Raw genomic sequence first — 19,794 nt, forward strand, 5'->3', positions numbered from 1 at the left:
CCGGGGAGGCGCCCGGGGGTAGGCGCCCCCTCAGATCCCCAACTCCCGTGCGTACGGCGGCTCGGCGCCCGCCCGGGAACACGTGACCGCCGCCGCACGCGCCGCGAACCGCAGCACCTCGGCCCAGGCGTCGCCGGACAGGGCCTCCACCGCCTCGGCCGACAGCGCGTCCCGGGCCGAAAGCCCGTGCAGCAGTGCCGCGTTGACGGTGTCGCCCGCGCCGATCGTGTCGACCACGGCGACCTGCTCGCCCGGCACCCGTACCTCCCCGCACGCGCGCGTGTGCACCGAGAGTCCCGCGCCGCCCCGCGTCACCACCACGGCCGCGGCCCCCGCCGCCAGCCACTCCTGCGGGCTCCCGCCGAGCCAGTCGGCGTCCTCCTGCGACAGTTTGAGCAGCGACACCGACGGTAGCCAGCTCTTGAAGCGGGCCCGGTAGGCGTCCGCGTCCGGGATGAGCACCGCCCGGATGTTGGGGTCGAGCGCCGTGAAGACGCCGCGTGCCGCCTGGGCGCGCAGCAGTTCCTCGTACGCGCTCGCGCCCGGCTCCAGGACGAGGGAGCAGGTCCCGAACGACATCGCCCGCACCGCGCGCGGAAGTTGCCCGGGCACGTCGAAGAGCCGGTCGGCGGTGCCCTCGACGTAGAAGGAGTACCCGGCCGAGCCGTCCGCGCCGATCGAGGCCACGGCGAGCGTCGTCGGTTCGGCGCCCCGCTGCACGTACGACACGTCGACTCCCGCCGTGCGCAGGCCCCCGAGCAGGGCCTCCCCGAACCCGTCCCGGGAGACCCGCGAGACGAACGCGACGGGAGCGCCGAGGCGGCCGAGCGCCACCGCGGTGTTGAACGGGCCGCCGCCGAGCCGCGGCGCGAGCGCGGGCAGCCCGCCGGGGCCGGGGCCGGTGCCCACCGGTTCCTCGTGCGGCACCAGGTCGATCAGGGCCTCTCCGGCGACGACTATCACGGTGTGTTCCTCCCGGGCTCGGCTTCCCGTCAGACCCTAGAGCTCCCCGGCCCGTACGGGCGGATGCGGGCGCCACTCGGGCACGCCCGTGCCCAACCCGGGCCGCGCACAACGCACCGGTATGGTCACTTCCGTCACTGTTGCCCCGCTGACCTGTGGAGACACCATGCCCGGCACGCCCCCCGCCCGCCGTTCCGTGCTGCGTGCGGCGGCCCTCGTCCCGGCCGCCGGGATCGGGCTCACCGCCTGCTCGTCCGACGACGGCGGCGGCAACCGGTCGGCGCCGACGGCCCCGGTGGACCTGGGCAGGCAGGACGAGGTGGCGGTGGGTGCCTCGAAGCTCTACACCGACGAGAACGTGGTGGTCAGCCGGATCGCGGAGAACGAGTACAAGGCGTTCAGCACGATCTGCACGCACGCCAAGTGCCCCATCAACAAGCTGGAGGGGCACAAGCTCATCTGCCCCTGCCACGGCAGCCAGTTCGACGCCACCGACGGCAAGGTGCTGCACGAGCCGGCGACCGTGCCGCTGCAGGAGCTCCCGGTCAAGGTCGAGAAGGGCAAGATCATCGCGGGGCCCGGGGCCTGACGCACCGGGTTCCGGGGCCTGACGCTCTGGTGGGGCAGCGAGGTCACTCCCAGTCCCAGCCGATCCCCACGATCCCGGCCCGCACCTGCGGCTCCACCAGGTGCACCGAGCGGTGGCTGCCGCTGAGCGTCAACTCCCGGACGCCGCCGCGCGGAGCGGCTGCCGAGTGCTGGGTGAAGCGGTGGCAGCGCACCGGCAGGGCCTGCTCGGCGAAGCGGATCTGGAGCGCGTACTGGCCGCCCGCGAAACTGAAGCCCCGCTGGTACTCGGAGCTCACCCCGGCCGTGCCGTCCTCGAAGCCGTAGCGGAACAGATGGGTGTCGCCCGCGCGCAGCCGGGCGTCGAAGAGCAGCTCCGCGACGAGCACGCCCGTCGCCCGGTGCCAGCGCACCCGCCCCGTACGGCAGTTCTCCAGGGCCCGTACGGTCATGCGCTCGGGGTCGCAGCCCGGGTCGCCGTGGTGGATGGCCAGATAGCGGTCGATGTCGTCCTTGTGGGCGCGGACCACGTGCTGCGAGTCGCGGCCGAGGAGTTCGCGGCCCCGGCCGATGCGGACGCGCTCGTGGTGGCCGATGGTGTGCAGGCCGCCGTCGAGCGGTGAGCCGAGCTCCGCGAGCAGCGACTGCAGGACGTCGGACGCCTCCACCAGGGAGCGGTACGAACGGGCCGCCGGGCGCTCCCGGTCGGCGCGCTCCGCGGGCTGGGCGAGCAGCCGGATCAGGGACTCCTCAGGGAGCCGGAGTATCTCCTCCAGGGCGCGCACGGCCCGCAGGGACTCGGGCCGCTGGGGGCGGCGGGCGCCCTGCTGCCAGTAACTGAGGCTCGTGACACCGACGTTGACGCCGTGACGCGCGAGGTGGTGGCGCACCCGCTGCAGGGGGAGGCGGCGAGCGGCGATCGCGGTGCGCAGGGCGATGTGGAAAGGGCCGGTCCGCAGGGCGGCCTCCAGGTCGGGGGAGCTGCCGTGTGCTCCGGACGCGGCGCTGTCCCGCTCCGTCGGTGCGCCGTCCGCGAGCTGTGTGCCGTTCCGCACTGCAGGGCTCCCTCTGTGAACGTTCACTTCGGCCGTCCGCGCGTTCTCGCCGGTCGGAGCGGGCCGCCAGGTGGGAGTACGGCCCCCGTTCACACCCGTACGCCGCCGTTCACGGCCCAAGTCATCCCGCATTGAAGCGTGTTGACCTGCTCCCGACAACACTCGATGCTCAATCGCAGCGTCCGGACGCGCTCCTCCACCACTCCCCACCCCCCTCGGGAGGAACGCGATGCGCCACAGAACCAGCAGCACCAGCGGGCTGAGACGCCTGTCCGCGGTCGCCGCCGTCGCGGCGGCCCTGTTCGTCGCCCCTGCCACGGCGACCGCCGCCCCGGCCCACGCCCCCGCCGCGGCCACCCTGTCCACGACGTCCGGGTCCACGACGTACGGCAGTTCGGACGCCGGTGCCCTCGCCGCCAAGCGGCTCGACATCACCATGCAGGCCCAGCAGAAGACCAACTGGTGCTGGGCCGCCGCCGGCAACACGATCGCCACCTTCCTCGGCAAGAACTACAGCCAGAACCAGTTCTGCAACGCCGCGTTCGGCCGCCAGCAGGGCAGCACCTGCCCCAACAACCAGGCCACGCTCGGCAATGTGCAGGACGGCCTCGACTGGGCGGGCATCAACCCCGGCAGGTATGTCAGCGGCTGGCTGCGTTACTCCACCGTGAAGTCGGAGATCGACGCGGGCCGCCCGGTCGAGACCCGCATCCAGTGGTCCAACGGCGGCGGCCACATGCACGTCCTCTACGGCTACGACGACGCCAACAGCTGGGTGTACTGGGGCGATCCATGGCCCTCCAACGACCGCTACAACTGGGCCTCGCACGCCTGGTACGTCGACAACAACACCTTCTCCTGGACCCACTCTCTCTACGGGATCGGGGCGTGAGCGCGATGACCAGAAGGCTTCCGCACACCCTCCTGAAGGCCGGTCTCGCCGGCTCCGCGGCCACGCTCCTGCTGGGCCTCGCGGCGCCGTACGCGCACGCCGAGCCCGCCCGGCCCACCGCCCCCTCGGCGGCCAACCGCAGCGCCGCGCACGAGGCGGCGACGGCGCCCGCGACCCTCGACACCCTGTCCCGCTTCTTCGCCCGCGACGGAGCCGTCAGCAGGACGGCGGCCCACCCGCGCGTGGAGGGCGCGGCCGTGCCCGTGTACTACCTCTCCCCGGAGTTCGTCGCGGGCAAGAAGGACGCCCCCGTGGGCCGGCTGCAGTTCCTCGCCAGCGAGGCGGTCTCGGCGGACGGGCAGCGGGCCTCCCTGTGGACCGCGAAGCAGGGCACCTCCTGGAAGGTCGTCAACATCGCCACCGGCGACGACGAGACGCGCTACGCGCGCGCGGGCGCCAAGAAGCTCCCCGGAGGCACCGTCTTCCACGAGCCGCAGATCAACGCCTGGTACGTGCAGGCACGCACGCGCGTGCTGCCCCTCGACGCGGACGCGGTGCGCGCGATCGGCGCGCGCGGGACGTCGGTCGCCGCGTACCAGAAGCGGGTCCACAAGGAGTACGGCGACAAACTGCCCGGCTCGGGCTACGCGAAGTCCGGCAAGGCGGGCGGCTTCGGCGCCCGGCCGAGCGGGAGCGAGTCGGCCTCGTCCACCGGGACGTCCACCGACGGGCCGCTGACCGTCGTCTCCGCCGTGGCCGGAGTGGGGGCGGCCGTCGCCCTCGGCCTCTCCGGGATCGCGGTGCTCCGGCGCCGCTCGCGCCGTCTCGGCTGAGGAACCGGCCGAGGCAGGGGAGGGAAACAGGGCGGGGCCCCGGCGGGCCCCGCCCTGTCAGCGGCCGCCAGTAGGCTGTCCCGCATGGCAGACCCCTCCAGTTACCGCCCCAAGCCGGGACAGATCCCCGACTCGCCGGGGGTCTACAAATTCCGCGACGAGCACCGCCGGGTGATCTACGTCGGCAAGGCCAAGAGCCTGCGCCAGCGCCTCGCCAACTACTTCCAGGACCTGGCGAGCCTGCACCCCCGCACGCGCTCGATGGTGACCACCGCCGCCTCCGTCGAGTGGACGGTGGTGAGCACCGAGGTCGAGGCGCTGCAGCTGGAGTACTCCTGGATCAAGGAGTTCGACCCCCGGTTCAACGTCAAGTACCGCGACGACAAGAGCTATCCGTACCTCGCGGTGACGATGAACGAGGAGTTCCCGCGCGTGCAGGTGATGCGCGGCCAGAAGAAGAAGGGTGTGCGCTACTTCGGCCCGTACGGGCACGCGTGGGCGATCCGCGACACCGTCGACCTGCTGCTGCGCGTCTTCCCCGTCCGCACCTGCTCCGCCGGGGTGTTCAAGAACGCCGCCCGCACCGGCCGCCCCTGCCTGCTCGGCTACATCGGCAAGTGCTCGGCTCCCTGCGTGGACCGGATCTCGCCCGAGGACCACCGCGAACTCGCCGAGGACTTCTGCGAGTTCATGGCGGGCCACACGGGCACCTTCATCCGCCGCCTGGAGCGGCGGATGACGGACGCCGCGGAGGAGATGGAGTACGAGCGGGCGGCCCGCCTGCGCGACGACATCGACGCCCTGAAGAAGGCGATGGAGAAGAGCGCCGTCGTCCTCGCCGACGCCACGGACGCGGACCTCATCGCCGTCGCCGAGGACGAGCTCGAGGCGGCCGTGCAGATCTTCCACGTGCGCGGCGGCCGGGTGCGCGGCCAGCGCGGCTGGGTCACCGACAAGGTCGAGGCGGTCACCACCGGAGACCTCGTGGAGCACGCGCTCCAGCAGCTGTACGGGGAGGAGAGCGGCGACGCCGTGCCGAAGGAGGTGCTCGTCCCCGCGCTGCCCGACCCGATAGCGCCGGTCCAGGAGTGGCTCACCGGCCGCCGCGGGTCGAACGTCTCGCTGCGCATCCCGCAGCGCGGCGACAAGAAGGCCCTCATGGAGACCGTCGCGCGCAACGCCCAGCAGTCCCTCGTCCTGCACAAGACGAAGCGCGCCTCCGACCTCACCACGCGCTCCCGCGCCCTGGAGGAGATCGCCGCCGCGCTGGAGCTCGACAGCGCCCCCCTGCGGATCGAGTGCTACGACATCTCGCACCTGCAGGGCGACGACGTGGTCGCCTCCATGGTCGTCTTCGAGGACGGGCTCGCGCGCAAGAGCGAGTACCGCCGCTTCCAGATCAAGGGCTTCGAGGGGCAGGACGACGTCCGCTCCATGCACGAGGTCATCACCCGGCGCTTCAAGCGGTACCTCGCGGACAAGGAGAAGACGGGGGAGTGGTCCCCCAAGGACGCGGAAGGCGCGGAAGACGCCGTGGACGCCCAGGCGGCCCTCACCGAGGAGGACGGGCGCCCCAAGAAGTTCGCGTACCCTCCGCAGCTCGTCGTCGTGGACGGCGGGCAGCCGCAGGTCGCGGCCGCCCAGCGGGCCCTGGACGAGCTCGGCATCGACGACATCGCGGTGTGCGGCCTCGCCAAGCGCCTCGAAGAGGTCTGGGTGCCGGGCGAGGACGACCCGGTGATCCTGCCCCGCACCAGCGAGGGCCTCTACCTGCTGCAGCGCGTACGGGACGAGGCGCACCGCTTCGCGATCACCTACCAGCGCAGCAAGCGGGCCAAGCGGTTCCGGGCGAGCCCCCTCGACGCGGTGCCCGGGCTCGGAGAGGCTCGCAAGCAGACACTGGTCAAGCACTTCGGTTCGGTGAAAAAGCTCCGATCCGCGACAATCGACCAGATCTGTGAGGTCCCCGGCGTGGGCCGCAAGACCGCTGAGGCCGTCGTGGCGGCCTTCGCGCAGGCGGCACCCGCGGCCCCGGCGGTGAACACCGCGACCGGAGAGATCATGGAAGAAGAAGCGGCCGAATCAGGCGCGGCCGCGCAGGAGAACGGGGAACTCGCGACCGCGGGCCCCGAAGCGGAACGACGGGGGCAAGAGACATGACCGAGCACGGCGAAGGCGGAGAACAAGTGAGTACGGGCACGGCCATCGAGTCACCGGGAGCCCCCGACGCGGCGATCCCCGAGCTGGTGATCATCTCCGGGATGTCGGGCGCGGGGCGCAGCACCGCCGCGAAGTGTCTGGAGGACCTCGGCTGGTTCGTCGTCGACAACCTGCCGCCCGCGCTGATCCCCACCATGGTGGAGCTCGGCGCCCGCTCGCAGGGCAATGTCGCCCGCATCGCGGTCGTCGTCGACGTCCGCGGCCGGCGCTTCTTCGACAACCTCCGCGAGTCCCTCGCCGACCTGGAGGCGAAGAACGTCACCCGGCGGATCGTCTTCCTGGAGTCCTCCGACGACGCCCTGGTGCGCCGCTTCGAGTCGGTGCGCCGCCCGCACCCCCTCCAGGGCGACGGCCGCATCGTCGACGGCATCGCGGCCGAGCGCGAGCTCCTGCGCGAGCTGCGCGGCGACGCCGACCTGGTCATCGACACCTCCAGCCTGAACGTGCACGAGCTGCGCGCCAAGATGGACGCCCAGTTCGCGGGCGAGGAGGAGCCCGAACTGCGGGCCACGGTCATGTCGTTCGGCTTCAAGTACGGCCTGCCGGTCGACGCGGACCTCGTCGTCGACATGCGCTTCCTGCCCAACCCGCACTGGGTGCCCGAGCTGCGCCAGTACACCGGCCTCAACGAGGAGGTGGCGGCGTACGTCTTCAACCAGCCCGGCGCCAAGGAGTTCCTCGACCGGTACGCGGAGCTGCTCCAGCTCATCGCCGCCGGCTACCGGCGGGAGGGCAAGCGGTACGTGACGATCGCGGTCGGCTGCACGGGCGGCAAGCACCGCTCCGTCGCCATGTCGGAGAAGCTCGCCGCGCGCCTGGTCTCCGAGGGCGTCGAGACCGTCATCGTCCACCGGGACATGGGGCGCGAATGAGCCCCACGCGCCGGGCCAGCAACATGATCCGCCTCAGCCGCCTGGGCAGCCGCAAGCGCGGGGCACAGCCCAAGGTCGTCGCGCTCGGCGGCGGCATGGGCCTGTCCGCCTCGCTGGCCTCGCTGCGCCGCATCACCGGAGACCTCACCGCCGTGGTGACGGTCGCCGACGACGGCGGCTCCAGCGGGCGGCTCCGCGACGAGCTGGGCGTGCTGCCCCCCGGCGACCTCCGCAAGGCCCTCGCGGCCCTGTGCGGCGACGACGACTGGGGCCAGACCTGGGCCCGGGTCATCCAGCACCGCTTCAAGTCCCAGGGCGACCTGCACGAGCACGCCGTCGGCAACCTCCTGATCGTCGCCCTGTGGGAGCAGCTCGGCGACCACGTCCAGGCCCTGGACCTGGTCGGCAAGCTGCTCGGCGCGCAGGGCCGGGTGCTGCCCATGTCGGCGGTGCCCCTGGAGCTCCAGGCCCTGGTCAAGGGCCACGACCCGGCCCGCCCGGACGACGTGGACACGGTCCGCGGCCAGGCCACCGTCGCCCTCACCCGGGGCGAGGTGCAGTCCGTGCACGTCGTCCCGCACGACCCGCCGGCCGTCCCCGAGGCGGTCGCCGCCGTCCTGGACGCGGACTGGGTCGTGGTCGGCCCCGGCTCCTGGTTCTCCTCCGTCATCCCGCATCTGCTCGTGCCCGAGCTCCTGGACGCACTGACGGAGACGAAGGCGCGCCGGGTCCTCTCGCTCAACCTCGCCCCGCAGCCCGGAGAAACCGATGGCTTCTCTCCGCAGCGTCATTTGGAGGTTTTGGCCCGACACGCCCCTAAACTCGCCCTGGACGTGGTGCTGGCCGACGAGGCCGCCGTGCCCGACCGTGCATCCCTGACCGACGCCGCCAAGCGGTTCGGCGCCACGGTCGAGCTGGCGCCGGTGGCCCGGCCCGACGGAACTCCAAGGCACGATCCGGAGCTCCTGGCCGCCGCGTACGACCGTATTTTTCGGATGCATGGAAGGATCGGCCCATGGCGATGACGGCAGCGGTGAAGGACGAGATCTCCCGGCTCCCCGTCACCCGGACCTGCTGCAGGAAGGCGGAGGTCTCGGCGATCCTGCGGTTCGCGGGCGGCCTTCACCTGGTGAGCGGCCGCATCGTGATCGAGGCGGAGCTGGACACCGCGATGGCCGCGCGGCGGCTGAAGCGGGACATCCTGGAGATCTTCGGGCACGGCTCGGAGCTGATCGTGATGGCTCCCGGCGGGCTGCGCCGCGGCTCCCGCTATGTCGTCCGCGTCGTCGCGGGCGGCGACCAACTCGCCCGCCAGACCGGTCTGGTGGACGGGCGCGGGCGCCCCATCCGCGGCCTGCCGCCGCAGGTGGTCTCGGGGGCCACCTGTGACGCGGAGGCCGCCTGGCGCGGGGCGTTCCTCGCGCACGGCTCGCTGACCGAGCCCGGCCGCTCCTCCTCCCTGGAGGTGACCTGCCCGGGCCCCGAGGCCGCCCTCGCGCTCGTCGGCGCCGCCCGCCGCCTCTCCATCGCCGCGAAGGCCCGCGAGGTGCGCGGCGTGGACCGCGTCGTCGTCCGGGACGGGGACGCGATCGGCGCGCTCCTGACCCGCCTCGGCGCCCATGAGTCGGTGCTCGCCTGGGAGGAGCGGCGGATGCGCCGCGAGGTCCGGGCCACCGCCAACCGCCTCGCCAACTTCGACGACGCCAACCTGCGCCGCTCGGCCCGCGCCGCCGTCGCCGCGGGCGCCCGCGTGCAGCGCGCCCTGGAGATCCTCGGCGACGAGGTCCCCGAGCACCTCGCGGCCGCCGGACGGCTGCGCATGGAGCACAAGCAGGCGTCCCTGGAGGAGCTGGGCGCCCTCGCCGACCCGCCGCTGACCAAGGACGCCGTCGCGGGCCGCATCCGCCGCCTGCTCGCCATGGCCGACAAGCGCGCCCAGGACCTCGGCATCCCGGGCACGGAGTCGAACCTGAGCGAGGAGATGGCGGAGAACCTCGCGGTCTGACGGGGCCGCCCCCTCTCCCGCCCCGCCTCCCGCCACGGACACCGCACGGAGCCGCCGCCGCCCTCGGGCGCCGGCGGCTCCGGCACGTCCGCGGACCTGACGGAGTCACCGGCCGCAAGTCCCGACTTCGCGGGCACATGGACCACGGAACGTGAGCTCCGGACACCCCGTGCGACGGTCACAGCGCGTGACGGCGGGCGGCCTGGGGAGCAGTTCGCGCAGGTGCCGGGCGGGCTGGGTGAAGTCCGGACGGGATACGGAGGGGACCGGACGTACGGGCAAGGGGGCGGCCCCGGCGCGGTGTTGACGCTGCGTAGCCGGGACCAAGGTCCCCCGAGGCCCGGCGGCGCCTCGGCGGCACGGCCCGCGGTGCCGCTTCCGGGCGCTCTCGATGTCACCCCGAGGCCCGCAGAGAGGTAGGGTCGGACTCGGTCGGGGACATCCCATACAACTCGCCGGCGTCGAAACCCGGCGTACCTAACGAGGAGATCGGTTCGTGACGATCCGCGTAGGCATCAACGGCTTTGGCCGCATCGGGCGCAACTACTTCCGCGCGCTGCTGGACCAGGGTGCGGACATCGAGATCGTGGCTGTCAACGACCTGGGTGACACCGCGACCACGGCGCACCTGCTGAAGTACGACACCATTCTGGGCCGCCTCAAGGCCGAGGTGTCGCACACCGAGGACACCATCACCGTCGACGGCCACACCATCAAGGTGCTGTCCGAGCGCAACCCCGCCGACATCCCGTGGGGTCAGCTGGGCGTCGACATCGTGATCGAGTCCACCGGCATCTTCACCAAGAAGGCCGACGCCGCGAAGCACATCGCCGGCGGCGCGAAGAAGGTCCTCATCTCGGCTCCGGCCAAGGAAGAGGACATCACCATCGTGATGGGCGTCAACCAGGACCAGTACGACGCGGCCAACCACCACGTCATCTCGAACGCCTCCTGCACCACCAACTGCGTGGCGCCGATGGCGAAGGTGCTCGACGAGAACTTCGGCATCGTCAAGGGCCTGATGACGACGGTCCACGCGTACACGAACGACCAGCGCATCCTGGACTTCCCGCACTCCGACCTGCGCCGCGCCCGCGCCGCCGCGGAGAACATCATCCCGACCACGACCGGTGCCGCCAAGGCCACCGCCCTGGTCCTGCCGCAGCTCAAGGGCAAGCTCGACGGCATCGCGATGCGCGTCCCGGTCCCGACCGGCTCGGCCACCGACCTGGTCGTGGAGCTCCAGCGCGAGGTCACCAAGGACGAGGTCAACGCCGCGTTCAAGAAGGCCGCCGACGACGGCGCCCTCAAGGGCATCCTCTTCTACACCGAGGACCCGATCGTGTCGTCCGACATCGTCAGCGACCCGGCCTCCTGCACCTTCGACTCCTCCCTGACCATGGTCCAGGAGGGCAAGACGGTGAAGATCCTCGGCTGGTACGACAACGAGTGGGGCTACTCCAACCGCCTCGTCGACCTCACGGTCTTCGTCGGCGGCCAGCTCTAAGCACCAGAGCAGGCACTTAGATGTGAGCACAGGGCCCGTACCGCGCAAGGACGCGCCGTACGGGCCCTGTTGTGCGTCAGCCCACCCAAGGAGTCCAGTAGTGAAGACGATCGACGAACTTCTCGCCGAAGGGGTCGACGGCAAGCGGGTCTTCGTCCGCGCCGACCTCAATGTGCCGCTCGCCGACGGCACCATCACCGACGACGGCCGCATCCGCGCCGTCCTGCCGACGGTCAAGGCCCTCGCCGGGGCAGGCGCCAAGGTCGTCGTCGCCTCGCACCTCGGCCGCCCCAAGGGCGCCCCGGACCCCGCCTTCTCGCTGCTGCCCGCCGCCGAGCGGCTCGGTGAACTCCTGGGCGCGCCCGTCGCGTTCGCGCAGGACACCGTCGGCCCCGCCGCGCACGACGCGGTGGACGGCCTGCAGCCCGGCCAGGTCGCCGTCATCGAGAACCTGCGCTTCAACGCCGGCGAGACGAGCAAGGACGACGCCGAGCGCGGCCAGTTCGCCGACCAGCTCGCCGCCCTCGCCGACGTCTACGTGGGCGACGGCTTCGGCGCCGTGCACCGCAAGCACGCCTCCGTGTACGACCTCCCGGGCAAGCTGCCGCACTACGCGGGCTACCTCATCGCCACCGAGGTCGGCGTCCTGAAGAAGCTCACCGAGGACGTCAAGCGCCCGTACACCGTCGTGCTCGGCGGCGCCAAGGTCTCCGACAAGCTCGCCGTCATCGACGAGCTGCTCGGCAAGGCCGACCGTCTCCTCATCGGCGGCGGCATGGCGTACACCTTCCTCAAGGCCCAGGGCCACGAGGTGGGCATCTCCCTCCTGCAGGAGGACCAGATCCCGGCCGTCAAGGAGTACATGGAGCGCGCCGCGAAGAACGGCGTCGAGCTCGTGCTGCCCGTCGACGTCCTGGTCTCCAAGGACTTCCCGGACCTGAAGACGAAGGCCCCGGCCGACTTCGACACCGTCGACGCGGACAAGATCCCCGCGGACAAGGAGGGCCTGGACATCGGCCCCAAGTCCCGCGAGCTGTTCGCCTCGAAGATCGTCGACGCCGAGACCGTCTTCTGGAACGGGCCGGTCGGCGTCGCCGAGCACCCCGACTACGCGGGCGGCACCAGCGCCGTCGCGCAGGCCCTGCTCGACAGCAAGGGCTTCACCGTGGTCGGTGGTGGCGACTCCGCCGCCGCCGTCCGCAACCTGGGCTTCGACGAGACGAAGTTCGGCCACATCTCGACCGGCGGCGGCGCCTCCCTCGAGTACCTCGAGGGCAAGACGCTCCCCGGCCTCGCCGCACTGGAGGACTGACCCCGCATGACCACCCGTACGCCGCTGATGGCGGGCAACTGGAAGATGAACCTCAACCACCTCGAGGCCATCGCCCACGTCCAGAAGCTCGCCTTCGCGCTCGCCGACAAGGACTACGAGGCCGTCGAGGTCGCGGTCCTGCCGCCCTTCACCGACCTGCGCTCCGTGCAGACCCTGGTCGACGGCGACAAGCTCAAGATCAAGTACGGCGCCCAGGACATCTCGGCGCACGACTCCGGCGCCTACACCGGTGAGATCTCGGGCCCGATGCTGGCCAAGCTGAAGTGCACGTACGTGGCCGTGGGCCACTCCGAGCGCCGCCAGTACCACAACGAGACCGACGAGCTCTGCAACGCCAAGGTGCAGGCCGCCTTCAAGCACGGCCTGACCCCGATCCTCTGCGTCGGCGAGGGCCTGGACATCCGCAAGGCGGGCCAGCAGGTCCAGTACACGCTGAACCAGCTGGACGGCGCCCTCAAGGACGTCCCGGCCGAGCAGGCCGAGTCGATCGTGATCGCGTACGAGCCGGTCTGGGCGATCGGCACCGGCGAGGTCGCCACCCCCGAGGACGCGCAGGAGGTCTGCGGTGCGATCCGCGGCCGCCTGGCCGAGCTGTACTCGCAGGAGCTGGCCGACAAGGTCCGCATCCAGTACGGCGGCTCCGTGAAGGCGAAGAACGTCGCCGACATCATGGCGCAGCCCGACGTGGACGGCGCCCTGGTGGGCGGCGCGGCGCTCGACTCGGAAGAGTTCGTCAAGATCGTCCGATTCGCCGACCAGTGAGGGCCCAGTGAGCGCCCGGTGATCCGCCGGGCCTGAGCCCGCTCGGCGACCGGTGAGTATGCGCCGGCGCCGAGACGACGTACCCTTGCGGGGGCCGGGTGGTACTACCCGGCCCCCGTCGTCGATCCAGATCCGAGGAAGTTGGTCCAGCCGTGGTTATGGGGTTCTCGATCGCCCTGATCGTCTTCAGTGCTCTGATGATGCTGCTGGTGCTGATGCACAAGGGCAAGGGCGGCGGTCTCTCCGACATGTTCGGTGGCGGCATGCAGTCGTCCGTCGGCGGCTCCTCGGTCGCCGAGCGCAACCTGGACCGCATCACCGTCGTGGTCGGTCTGCTCTGGTTCGCCTGCATTGTCGTGCTCGGCCTGCTGATGAAGTCGAATACTCCCTGACGTTCACAGCGGCCGAATTGGCACCTTCCCAAAGCATCACCCCAAGCCCCATGTTCAGTACGCGTCGACGAGCGCGGCTTATCATGGGGCTTGCGTCGTGAGTGGGGTGTAACTCCAAACACTGGACGCGCGTTGGGCCTTACGTAGACTGAGGCGCCCGCAGCGGAGCCGGAGCCCGACCCCGCGGCGCAGCCGCTGTTCGACACAGGCAGCACCATCACGCAGGGAGTTACGACCGTGGCAAGTGGCAACGCGATCCGAGGAAGTCGGGTCGGGGCGGGGCCGATGGGCGAGGCCGAGCGCGGCGAGTCCGCGCCGCGACTGCGCATCTCCTTCTGGTGCTCCAACGGGCACGAGACGCAGCCCAGCTTCGCCAGCGACGCGCAGGTTCCCGACACTTGGGACTGCCCCCGCTGTGGCTTTCCGGCCGGTCAGGACCGGGACAACCCGCCGGACCCGCCGCGCACCGAGCCGTACAAGACGCACCTCGCGTATGTACGGGAGCGGCGCAGCGACGCGGACGGCGAGGCGATTCTCGCGGAGGCACTCGCCAAACTGCGGGGCGAGATCTAGCCATTGAACACCGGCCGGACACCGAGAGGGTGTCCGGCCGGTGTCCTTTTCCCGGCGTGGATGCCTCTTTCTCGCGACGTGTCCGGACAGATGTCTCCCGAGGTCTCATACCGGTCTCTGATCAATTAGGTTGGAGAGAGCAGCGGGGCAAGGTACGTACACAGGTACGAGAGAAGGCTGAAGTCCGAGATGAATGCAGAAAGCCGTGCCAGGCTCAACCAGACGCCCGAGTGGACGGCGCTGGCCAAGCACCGCGAGCAGCTGGGGGAGGTGCAGCTGCGCGAGCTCTTCGCGCAGGATCCGGCGCGCGGCTCCTCGTACACCCTCCAGGTCGGTGATCTGCACATCGACTACTCCAAGCACCTCGTCACGGACGAGACGCTGCGGCTGCTGCGCGAGCTGGCCGCCGCGACGGACGTCTTCGGTCTGCGCGACGCCATGTTCCGCGGCGACAAGATCAACACCACGGAGGACCGCGCGGTCCTGCACACCGCGCTGCGCGCCCCGCGCGACGCGGTCGTCGAGGTCGACGGCGAGGACGTGGTGCCGGGTGTCCACGCCGTCCTCGACAAGATGAGCGCCTTCTCCGAGAAGGTCCGGTCGGGCCAGTGGACGGGCCACACCGGCAAGCGCATCAAGAACGTCGTCAACATCGGCATCGGCGGCTCCGACCTCGGTCCGGCGATGGCGTACGAGGTGCTGCGCTCCTTCACCGACCGCGACCTCACGGTCCGCTTCGTGTCGAACGTGGACGGGGCGGACCTGCACGAGGCCGTGCGGGACCTGGACCCGGCGGAGACCCTCTTCATCATCGCCTCGAAGACCTTCACCACCATCGAGACGATCACGAACGCGACGTCGGCGCGGGCCTGGCTGATGACCGGGCTGAGGGCCGGTCAGGAAGCCGTCGCCAAGCACTTCGTGGCGCTGTCGACCAATGCCGAGAAGGTCTCCGAGTTCGGCATCGACACGGCCAACATGTTCGAGTTCTGGGACTGGGTCGGCGGCCGCTACTCGTACGACTCGGCGATCGGGCTCTCCCTGATGATCGCCATCGGGCCCGACGCGTTCCGCGAGATGCTCGACGGCTTCCACCTCGTCGACGAGCACTTCCGCACCGCTCCCGTCGAGTCCAACGTGCCGTTGCTGATGGGCCTGCTGGGCATCTGGTACGGCAACTTCCACGACGCGCAGTCGCATGCCGTACTGCCGTACTCGCACTACCTCTCCAAGTTCACCGCGTATCTGCAGCAGCTGGACATGGAGTCCAACGGCAAGTACGTGGGGCGCGACGGCGAGGAGGTGGAGTGGCAGACCGGGCCCGTCGTCTGGGGCACGCCGGGCACCAACGGCCAGCACGCGTACTACCAACTCATCCACCAGGGCACGAAGTTGATCCCGGCGGACTTCATCGGCTTCGCCGAGCCGGTCGCCGATCTGCTGCCGGGCCTGGTCGCCCAGCACGACCTCCTGATGGCCAACTTCTTCGCGCAGACGCAGGCGCTGGCGTTCGGCAAGACGCCCGACGAGGTCCGTGCGGAGGGCGTCGCCGAGGACCTCGTCCCGCACAAGACGTTCAAGGGCAACCACCCCACGACGACGATCCTGGCGAAGTCCCTGACCCCCTCGGTCCTCGGCCAGCTCGTCGCGCTGTACGAGCACAAGGTGTTCGTCCAGGGCGCGGTGTGGAACATCGACTCCTTCGACCAGTGGGGCGTCGAACTCGGCAAGGTCCTCGCCAAGCGCGTCGAGCCCGCCCTGACGGAGGGCGCGGACGTACCGGGCCTGGACGCCTCGACGACGGCGCTGGTGGCCAAGTACCGGGAGCTGCGCGGGCGTTGATCGCCGCCCACCCCGGTCCGGGCGCCGCTTAATCAGGTGCGGGGGTGCCTTCCGGCGGGTGAGACTGCTGCGGCTGCGATGTCGCCCACCGGAAGGACCTCCCGCCATGGACCAGCTCCTGGCCGCTCTCGCCGATCCCGAGCGGCTCCGGCTGTACGCGCGCATCGTGCTCGACGACCTGCCACCGCGCGAGGAGGCGGCGCCGGTGGCGCGCAGACATCTCGGGCGGCTGGTCGCCGCGGGGCTCGTCGAGCGGCGGCCCGACGGGTCCCTGCACGCCGACCCCGCCGTCTTCCGCCGTGAGCACCCGGCCGAGCTGCCGATGGCGGTGCCGCGGCGGCTCACGGGATTCTTCGCCCGGGGGCGGCTCACCTCGATACCGGTCCGCACCGCCGTACGGCACGAGCTGCTCGTCCACCTCACCGGCACCTTCTTCGACGAGGACCGCAGCTACAGCGAGCGCGAGGTGAATGACGCCTTCCGCACGGTCCATGACGACACCGCCGCGCTGCGCCGCTACTGCGTCAGCGACGGGCTGCTGGTCCGGTCCCGGGACGGCAGCCACTATCGGAGGCCGGCCGCCGTCAACGCGTAAGGGCCCCGCACCAGTTGGCTGGTGCGGGGCCCTTGTCGTACGAGGGTCAGGGCGACGCCGGGGGATACAGGTCCCGGGGCAGCTGGGACGCCGCCGCCGAGTCCAGCAGCCACAGGGTGCGGGACCGGCCGTGGGCGCCCGCCGCCGGGGCCTGGATCTCGCCCGCCCCGGACAGCGCGATCGCCGCCGCCTTCGCCTTGTCCTCGCCCGCCGCCAGCAGCCACACCTCGCGGGCGGAGCGGATGGCGGGGAGGGTGAGGGTGACGCGGGTGGGCGGGGGCTTCGGGGCGCCGTGCACGCCCACCACCGTGCGCTCCGTCTCGCGCACCGCCGGGAGCTCAGGGAAGAGCGAGGCGATGTGCGTGTCCGGGCCGACGCCCAGCATCAGGACGTCGAAGGTCGGGACCGGGCCGTGGTCCTCCGGGCCCGCCGCCGCGGCGAGTTCGGCCGCGTACGCCTCCGCCGCCGCCTCCACCTCGTACGGGCCGTCCGACGCGGGCATCGGGTGCACCCGGTCGGGGTTGAGCGGCACCGAGTCGAGGAGTGCCTCGCGGGCCTGGGTGTAGTTGCGGTCCGGGTCGCCGTCCGGCAGGAAGCGCTCGTCGCCCCACCACAGGTCCAGGCGCGACCAGTCGATCGCGTCCCGCGCGGGGGCCGAACTCAGCGCCGCCAGCAGGCCGTTGCCGTTGCGGCCGCCGGTGAGGACCACCGACGCGTAGCCCCGGGCGGACTGCGCGTCGACGATCTTCGTGATGAGGCGGGCCGCGGCGGCCTGCGCCATCAGCTCCTTGTCGCGGTGGACGACGAGCTGCGGCGTGGACGCGGTCACTTCGTGGCCGCCTTCTTGGCCGCGGCCTTCTTCGCCGGGGCCGCCTTCTTCGGCTCGGGCGTCTCCGTGACCGGAGGCACCGTAGTCTGGTCGGACGGCTCACCGAGGCGGTCGACGCCGAACTTCAGCGCCGAGGCATAGGTGTCGTCCGGGTCGAGGCGGCGCAGCTCCTCCGCGATCAGCTCGGCCGTCTCGCGGCGCTTGAGCGCCACCGCGCGGTCGGGCTGACCCTGGATGGAGAGCGTGGCCAGCGAGCCGTCCGCCCGGTCCAGGACGATCGGGCCGCAGCTCGTCTCCATGCGGACGCCGGTCAGACCCGGGCCCGCCGAGAGCGACCGCTTCACGGGGACGTCCAGCCGGTCGGCGAGCCACATCGCGAGCAGCTCGACGCTCGGGTTGAACTCCTCGCCCTCCACCTCGACCGACGTCACATTGCACGCGACCTGGTCCAGGGCGGCCGCGAGCATGGAGCGCCACGGCGTGATCCGGGTCCAGGACAGGTCCGTGTCGCCGGGGTGGTACGCCTCGGCGCGGGCGGTCAGCTCCTGGATCGGCTGCTCGGCCGCGTACGTGTCCGTGACGCGGCGCTGGGCCAGGGCACCCAGCGGGTCCTTGGCCGGGTCCAGCGGCGCGTTCACCGGCCACCAGACCACCACGGGGGCGTCCGGCAGCAGCAGCGGCAGGACGACCGACTGGGCGTGGTTGATGACCTCGCCGTACAGGCGCAGGATCACCGTCTCGCCGGTGCCCGCGTCCGCGCCGACCCGCACCTCCGCGTCGATCCGCGAGGTGATGCGGTCACGCGGGGAGCGGGCGGCGCGCTTGATGACCACGAGGGTGCGCGAGGGGTGCTCGCGGGACGCCTCGTTGGCGGCCTTCAGGGAGTCGTAGGCGTTCTCCTCGTCGGTGACGATGACGAGGGTGAGCACCATGCCCACGGCCGGGGTGCCGATCGCCCTGCGCCCCTGTACGAGCGCCTTGTTGATCTTGCTGGACGTGGTGTCCGTCAGGTCGATCCTCATGGCCGACGCCAGCTCCGTCCGTCTCGTGCGAGCATTTCGTCCGCCTCGACCGGGCCCCAGGTCCCGGACGGGTACTGCGCGGGCTTGCCGTGCTTGTCCCAGTACTCCTCGATCGGGTCGAGGATCTTCCAGGAGAGCTCGACCTCCTCGGTGCGCGGGAAGAGGTTGGCGTCGCCCAACAGGACGTCCAGGATGAGGCGTTCGTACGCCTCCGGGCTGGACTCGGTGAAGGACTCGCCGTACGCGAAGTCCATCGACACGTCCCGGATCTCCATCGACGTGCCCGGCACCTTGGAGCCGAAGCGGACCGTGATGCCCTCGTCCGGCTGGACGCGGATCACGATCGCGTTCTGGCCGAGCTCCTCGGTGGCGGTGTGGTCGAAGGGGGAGTGGGGCGCCCGCTGGAAGACGACGGCGATCTCCGTGACCCGGCGGCCGAGCCGCTTGCCCGTACGCAGGTAGAAGGGCACGCCCGCCCAGCGGCGGTTGTCCACCTCCAGCTTGATGGCCGCGTACGTGTCGGTCTTCGACTTGGGGTCGATGCCGTCTTCCTGGAGGTAGCCGACGGCCTTCTCGCCGCCCTGCCACCCGGCCGCGTACTGGCCGCGCACCGTGTCCGCGCCGAGGTCCTTCGGCAGCCGCACGGCGCCGAGCACCTTGGCCTTCTCCGCGACCAGCGCGTCCGCGTCGAAGGAGGCGGGCTCCTCCATGGCGGTCAGCGCCATCAGCTGGAGCAGGTGGTTCTGGATGACGTCACGGGCGGCGCCGATGCCGTCGTAGTAGCCGGCGCGGCCGCCGATGCCGATGTCCTCGGCCATGGTGATCTGCACGTGGTCGACGTACGACCGGTTCCAGATCGGCTCGAACATCTGGTTGGCGAAGCGCAGCGCCAGGATGTTCTGGACGGTCTCCTTGCCGAGGTAGTGGTCGATCCGGAACACCTGGTCCGGGGCGAACACCTCGTGCACGATCGCGTTCAGGTCCTGCGCCGAGGCCAGGTCGTGGCCGAACGGCTTCTCGATGACGGCGCGCCGCCAGGAGCCCTCCGGGGCGTCCGCGAGCCCGTGCTTCTTGAGCTGCTGGACGACCTGCGGGAAGAACTTCGGCGGGACCGAGAGGTAGAAGGCGAAGTTGCCGCCGGTGCCCTGGGCCTGGTCCAGGTCCTGGATGGTCTTCTTCAGGGCCTCGAAGGCGTCGTCGTCGTCGAAGTTGCCCTGGACGAAGCGCATGCCCTGGATGAGCTGCTGCCAGACCTCCTCGCGGAAGGGCGTGCGCGCGTGCTGCTTGACCGCGTCGTGCACCTCCTGCGCGAAGTCCTCGTCCTGCCACTCCCGGCGGGCGAAGCCGATGAGGGAGAAGCCCGGCGGCAGCAGACCCCGGTTGGCCAGGTCGTACACGGCGGGCATCAGCTTTTTGCGGGACAAATCGCCCGTAACGCCAAAGATGACCAGGCCCGACGGCCCCGCGATACGCGGGAGCCGTCGGTCCGCGGCGTCACGGAGCGGATTCGCTCCATGTACTGCGGTCAAGGT

19 protein-coding genes are annotated in these 19,794 nt (G+C 71.2%); 14 read left to right on the plus strand and 5 right to left on the minus strand.

What is annotated here, in order from left to right:
• Nucleotides 1-30: 30 nt before the first annotated feature.
• On the minus strand, nt 31-963 hold the full coding sequence (locus ACFWYM_RS29210; protein WP_384843680.1) for a carbohydrate kinase: 933 nt from the start codon (nt 961-963) through the stop codon (nt 31-33).
• A gap of 166 nt (nt 964-1,129) precedes the next feature.
• Between ACFWYM_RS29210 and ACFWYM_RS29215 the strand changes: the two genes are divergently transcribed.
• Nucleotides 1,130-1,552 (plus strand): Rieske (2Fe-2S) protein, encoded by a 423-nt coding sequence (locus tag ACFWYM_RS29215; RefSeq protein WP_384843683.1) that lies wholly within the window; start codon nt 1,130-1,132, stop codon nt 1,550-1,552.
• A 43-nt stretch (nt 1,553-1,595) separates the two neighbouring features.
• Here ACFWYM_RS29215 and ACFWYM_RS29220 read toward each other — a convergent pair whose 3' ends face one another.
• Entirely contained in the window at nt 1,596-2,501 is a 906-nt protein-coding gene (locus ACFWYM_RS29220) for a hypothetical protein (protein ID WP_384843791.1), read from the minus strand.
• Between the two features lie 313 nt (nt 2,502-2,814).
• On the opposite strand from ACFWYM_RS29220, the gene ACFWYM_RS29225 reads away from it, so the two are divergent.
• The 13 genes from ACFWYM_RS29225 to ACFWYM_RS29285 all read left to right on the plus strand — a co-directional run bounded on the left by ACFWYM_RS29225 (nt 2,815) and on the right by ACFWYM_RS29285 (nt 16,411).
• The gene (locus ACFWYM_RS29225; protein WP_384843685.1) at nt 2,815-3,477 is read left to right on the plus strand and encodes a papain-like cysteine protease family protein; all 663 of its coding nucleotides are present in this window, start codon (nt 2,815-2,817) and stop codon (nt 3,475-3,477) included.
• A gap of 5 nt (nt 3,478-3,482) precedes the next feature.
• Complete coding sequence (locus tag ACFWYM_RS29230) at nt 3,483-4,310, plus strand: hypothetical protein (protein WP_384843794.1); 828 nt, start codon at nt 3,483-3,485, stop codon at nt 4,308-4,310.
• An 84-nt stretch (nt 4,311-4,394) separates the two neighbouring features.
• A complete protein-coding gene (gene uvrC / locus ACFWYM_RS29235; protein WP_384843688.1) occupies nt 4,395-6,470 on the plus strand; it encodes an excinuclease ABC subunit UvrC in 2,076 nt (691 codons plus the stop codon).
• Nucleotides 6,467-7,402, plus strand: coding sequence for an RNase adapter RapZ (gene rapZ, locus ACFWYM_RS29240; RefSeq protein ID WP_384843691.1), 936 nt, complete (start codon nt 6,467-6,469; stop codon nt 7,400-7,402). Before uvrC ends, rapZ begins: the two co-directional genes overlap by 4 nt.
• Nucleotides 7,399-8,427: a uridine diphosphate-N-acetylglucosamine-binding protein YvcK gene (gene yvcK, locus ACFWYM_RS29245; RefSeq protein ID WP_384843694.1), complete on the plus strand. Its 1,029-nt coding sequence runs from the start codon at nt 7,399-7,401 to the stop codon at nt 8,425-8,427. The genes rapZ and yvcK overlap by 4 nt, the downstream gene beginning before the upstream one ends.
• Nucleotides 8,418-9,407, plus strand: coding sequence for a DNA-binding protein WhiA (gene whiA / locus ACFWYM_RS29250; protein WP_384843697.1), 990 nt, complete (start codon nt 8,418-8,420; stop codon nt 9,405-9,407). Before yvcK ends, whiA begins: the two co-directional genes overlap by 10 nt.
• A gap of 496 nt (nt 9,408-9,903) precedes the next feature.
• On the plus strand, nt 9,904-10,914 hold the full coding sequence (gene gap / locus ACFWYM_RS29255; protein ID WP_384843700.1) for a type I glyceraldehyde-3-phosphate dehydrogenase: 1,011 nt from the start codon (nt 9,904-9,906) through the stop codon (nt 10,912-10,914).
• 100 nt (nt 10,915-11,014) lie between these two features.
• On the plus strand, nt 11,015-12,226 hold the full coding sequence (locus ACFWYM_RS29260) for a phosphoglycerate kinase (RefSeq protein WP_384843703.1): 1,212 nt from the start codon (nt 11,015-11,017) through the stop codon (nt 12,224-12,226).
• A gap of 6 nt (nt 12,227-12,232) precedes the next feature.
• Nucleotides 12,233-13,009 carry a triose-phosphate isomerase gene (gene tpiA, locus ACFWYM_RS29265; protein WP_384843706.1) on the plus strand — a complete coding sequence of 259 codons (777 nt, stop codon included), beginning with the start codon at nt 12,233-12,235 and terminating at the stop codon, nt 13,007-13,009.
• A gap of 158 nt (nt 13,010-13,167) precedes the next feature.
• A complete protein-coding gene (secG, locus tag ACFWYM_RS29270) occupies nt 13,168-13,401 on the plus strand; it encodes a preprotein translocase subunit SecG (protein WP_384843709.1) in 234 nt (77 codons plus the stop codon).
• A 237-nt stretch (nt 13,402-13,638) separates the two neighbouring features.
• The gene (locus ACFWYM_RS29275; RefSeq protein ID WP_003957010.1) at nt 13,639-13,974 is read left to right on the plus strand and encodes an RNA polymerase-binding protein RbpA; all 336 of its coding nucleotides are present in this window, start codon (nt 13,639-13,641) and stop codon (nt 13,972-13,974) included.
• Nucleotides 13,975-14,163: 189 nt separating this feature from the next.
• Complete coding sequence (gene pgi / locus ACFWYM_RS29280) at nt 14,164-15,816, plus strand: glucose-6-phosphate isomerase (protein WP_384843712.1); 1,653 nt, start codon at nt 14,164-14,166, stop codon at nt 15,814-15,816.
• A 106-nt stretch (nt 15,817-15,922) separates the two neighbouring features.
• Complete coding sequence (locus ACFWYM_RS29285; protein WP_384843715.1) at nt 15,923-16,411, plus strand: DUF2087 domain-containing protein; 489 nt, start codon at nt 15,923-15,925, stop codon at nt 16,409-16,411.
• A gap of 46 nt (nt 16,412-16,457) precedes the next feature.
• Here ACFWYM_RS29285 and pgl read toward each other — a convergent pair whose 3' ends face one another.
• The 3 genes from pgl to zwf are packed head-to-tail and all read right to left on the minus strand — an operon-like array spanning nt 16,458 to nt 19,791.
• Nucleotides 16,458-17,240, minus strand: a complete 783-nt coding sequence (gene pgl / locus ACFWYM_RS29290) for a 6-phosphogluconolactonase (RefSeq protein ID WP_384843718.1) — start codon at nt 17,238-17,240, stop codon at nt 16,458-16,460.
• Nucleotides 17,237-18,262 (minus strand): glucose-6-phosphate dehydrogenase assembly protein OpcA, encoded by a 1,026-nt coding sequence (opcA, locus tag ACFWYM_RS29295; protein ID WP_384843721.1) that lies wholly within the window; start codon nt 18,260-18,262, stop codon nt 17,237-17,239. The genes pgl and opcA overlap by 4 nt, the downstream gene beginning before the upstream one ends.
• Entirely contained in the window at nt 18,259-19,791 is a 1,533-nt protein-coding gene (gene zwf, locus ACFWYM_RS29300; RefSeq protein WP_384843724.1) for a glucose-6-phosphate dehydrogenase, read from the minus strand. The genes opcA and zwf overlap by 4 nt, the downstream gene beginning before the upstream one ends.
• Nucleotides 19,792-19,794: the final 3 nt, after the last annotated feature.

This window comes from Streptomyces sp. NPDC059009, assembly GCF_042740175.1.
Taxonomy (GTDB): domain Bacteria; phylum Actinomycetota; class Actinomycetes; order Streptomycetales; family Streptomycetaceae; genus Streptomyces.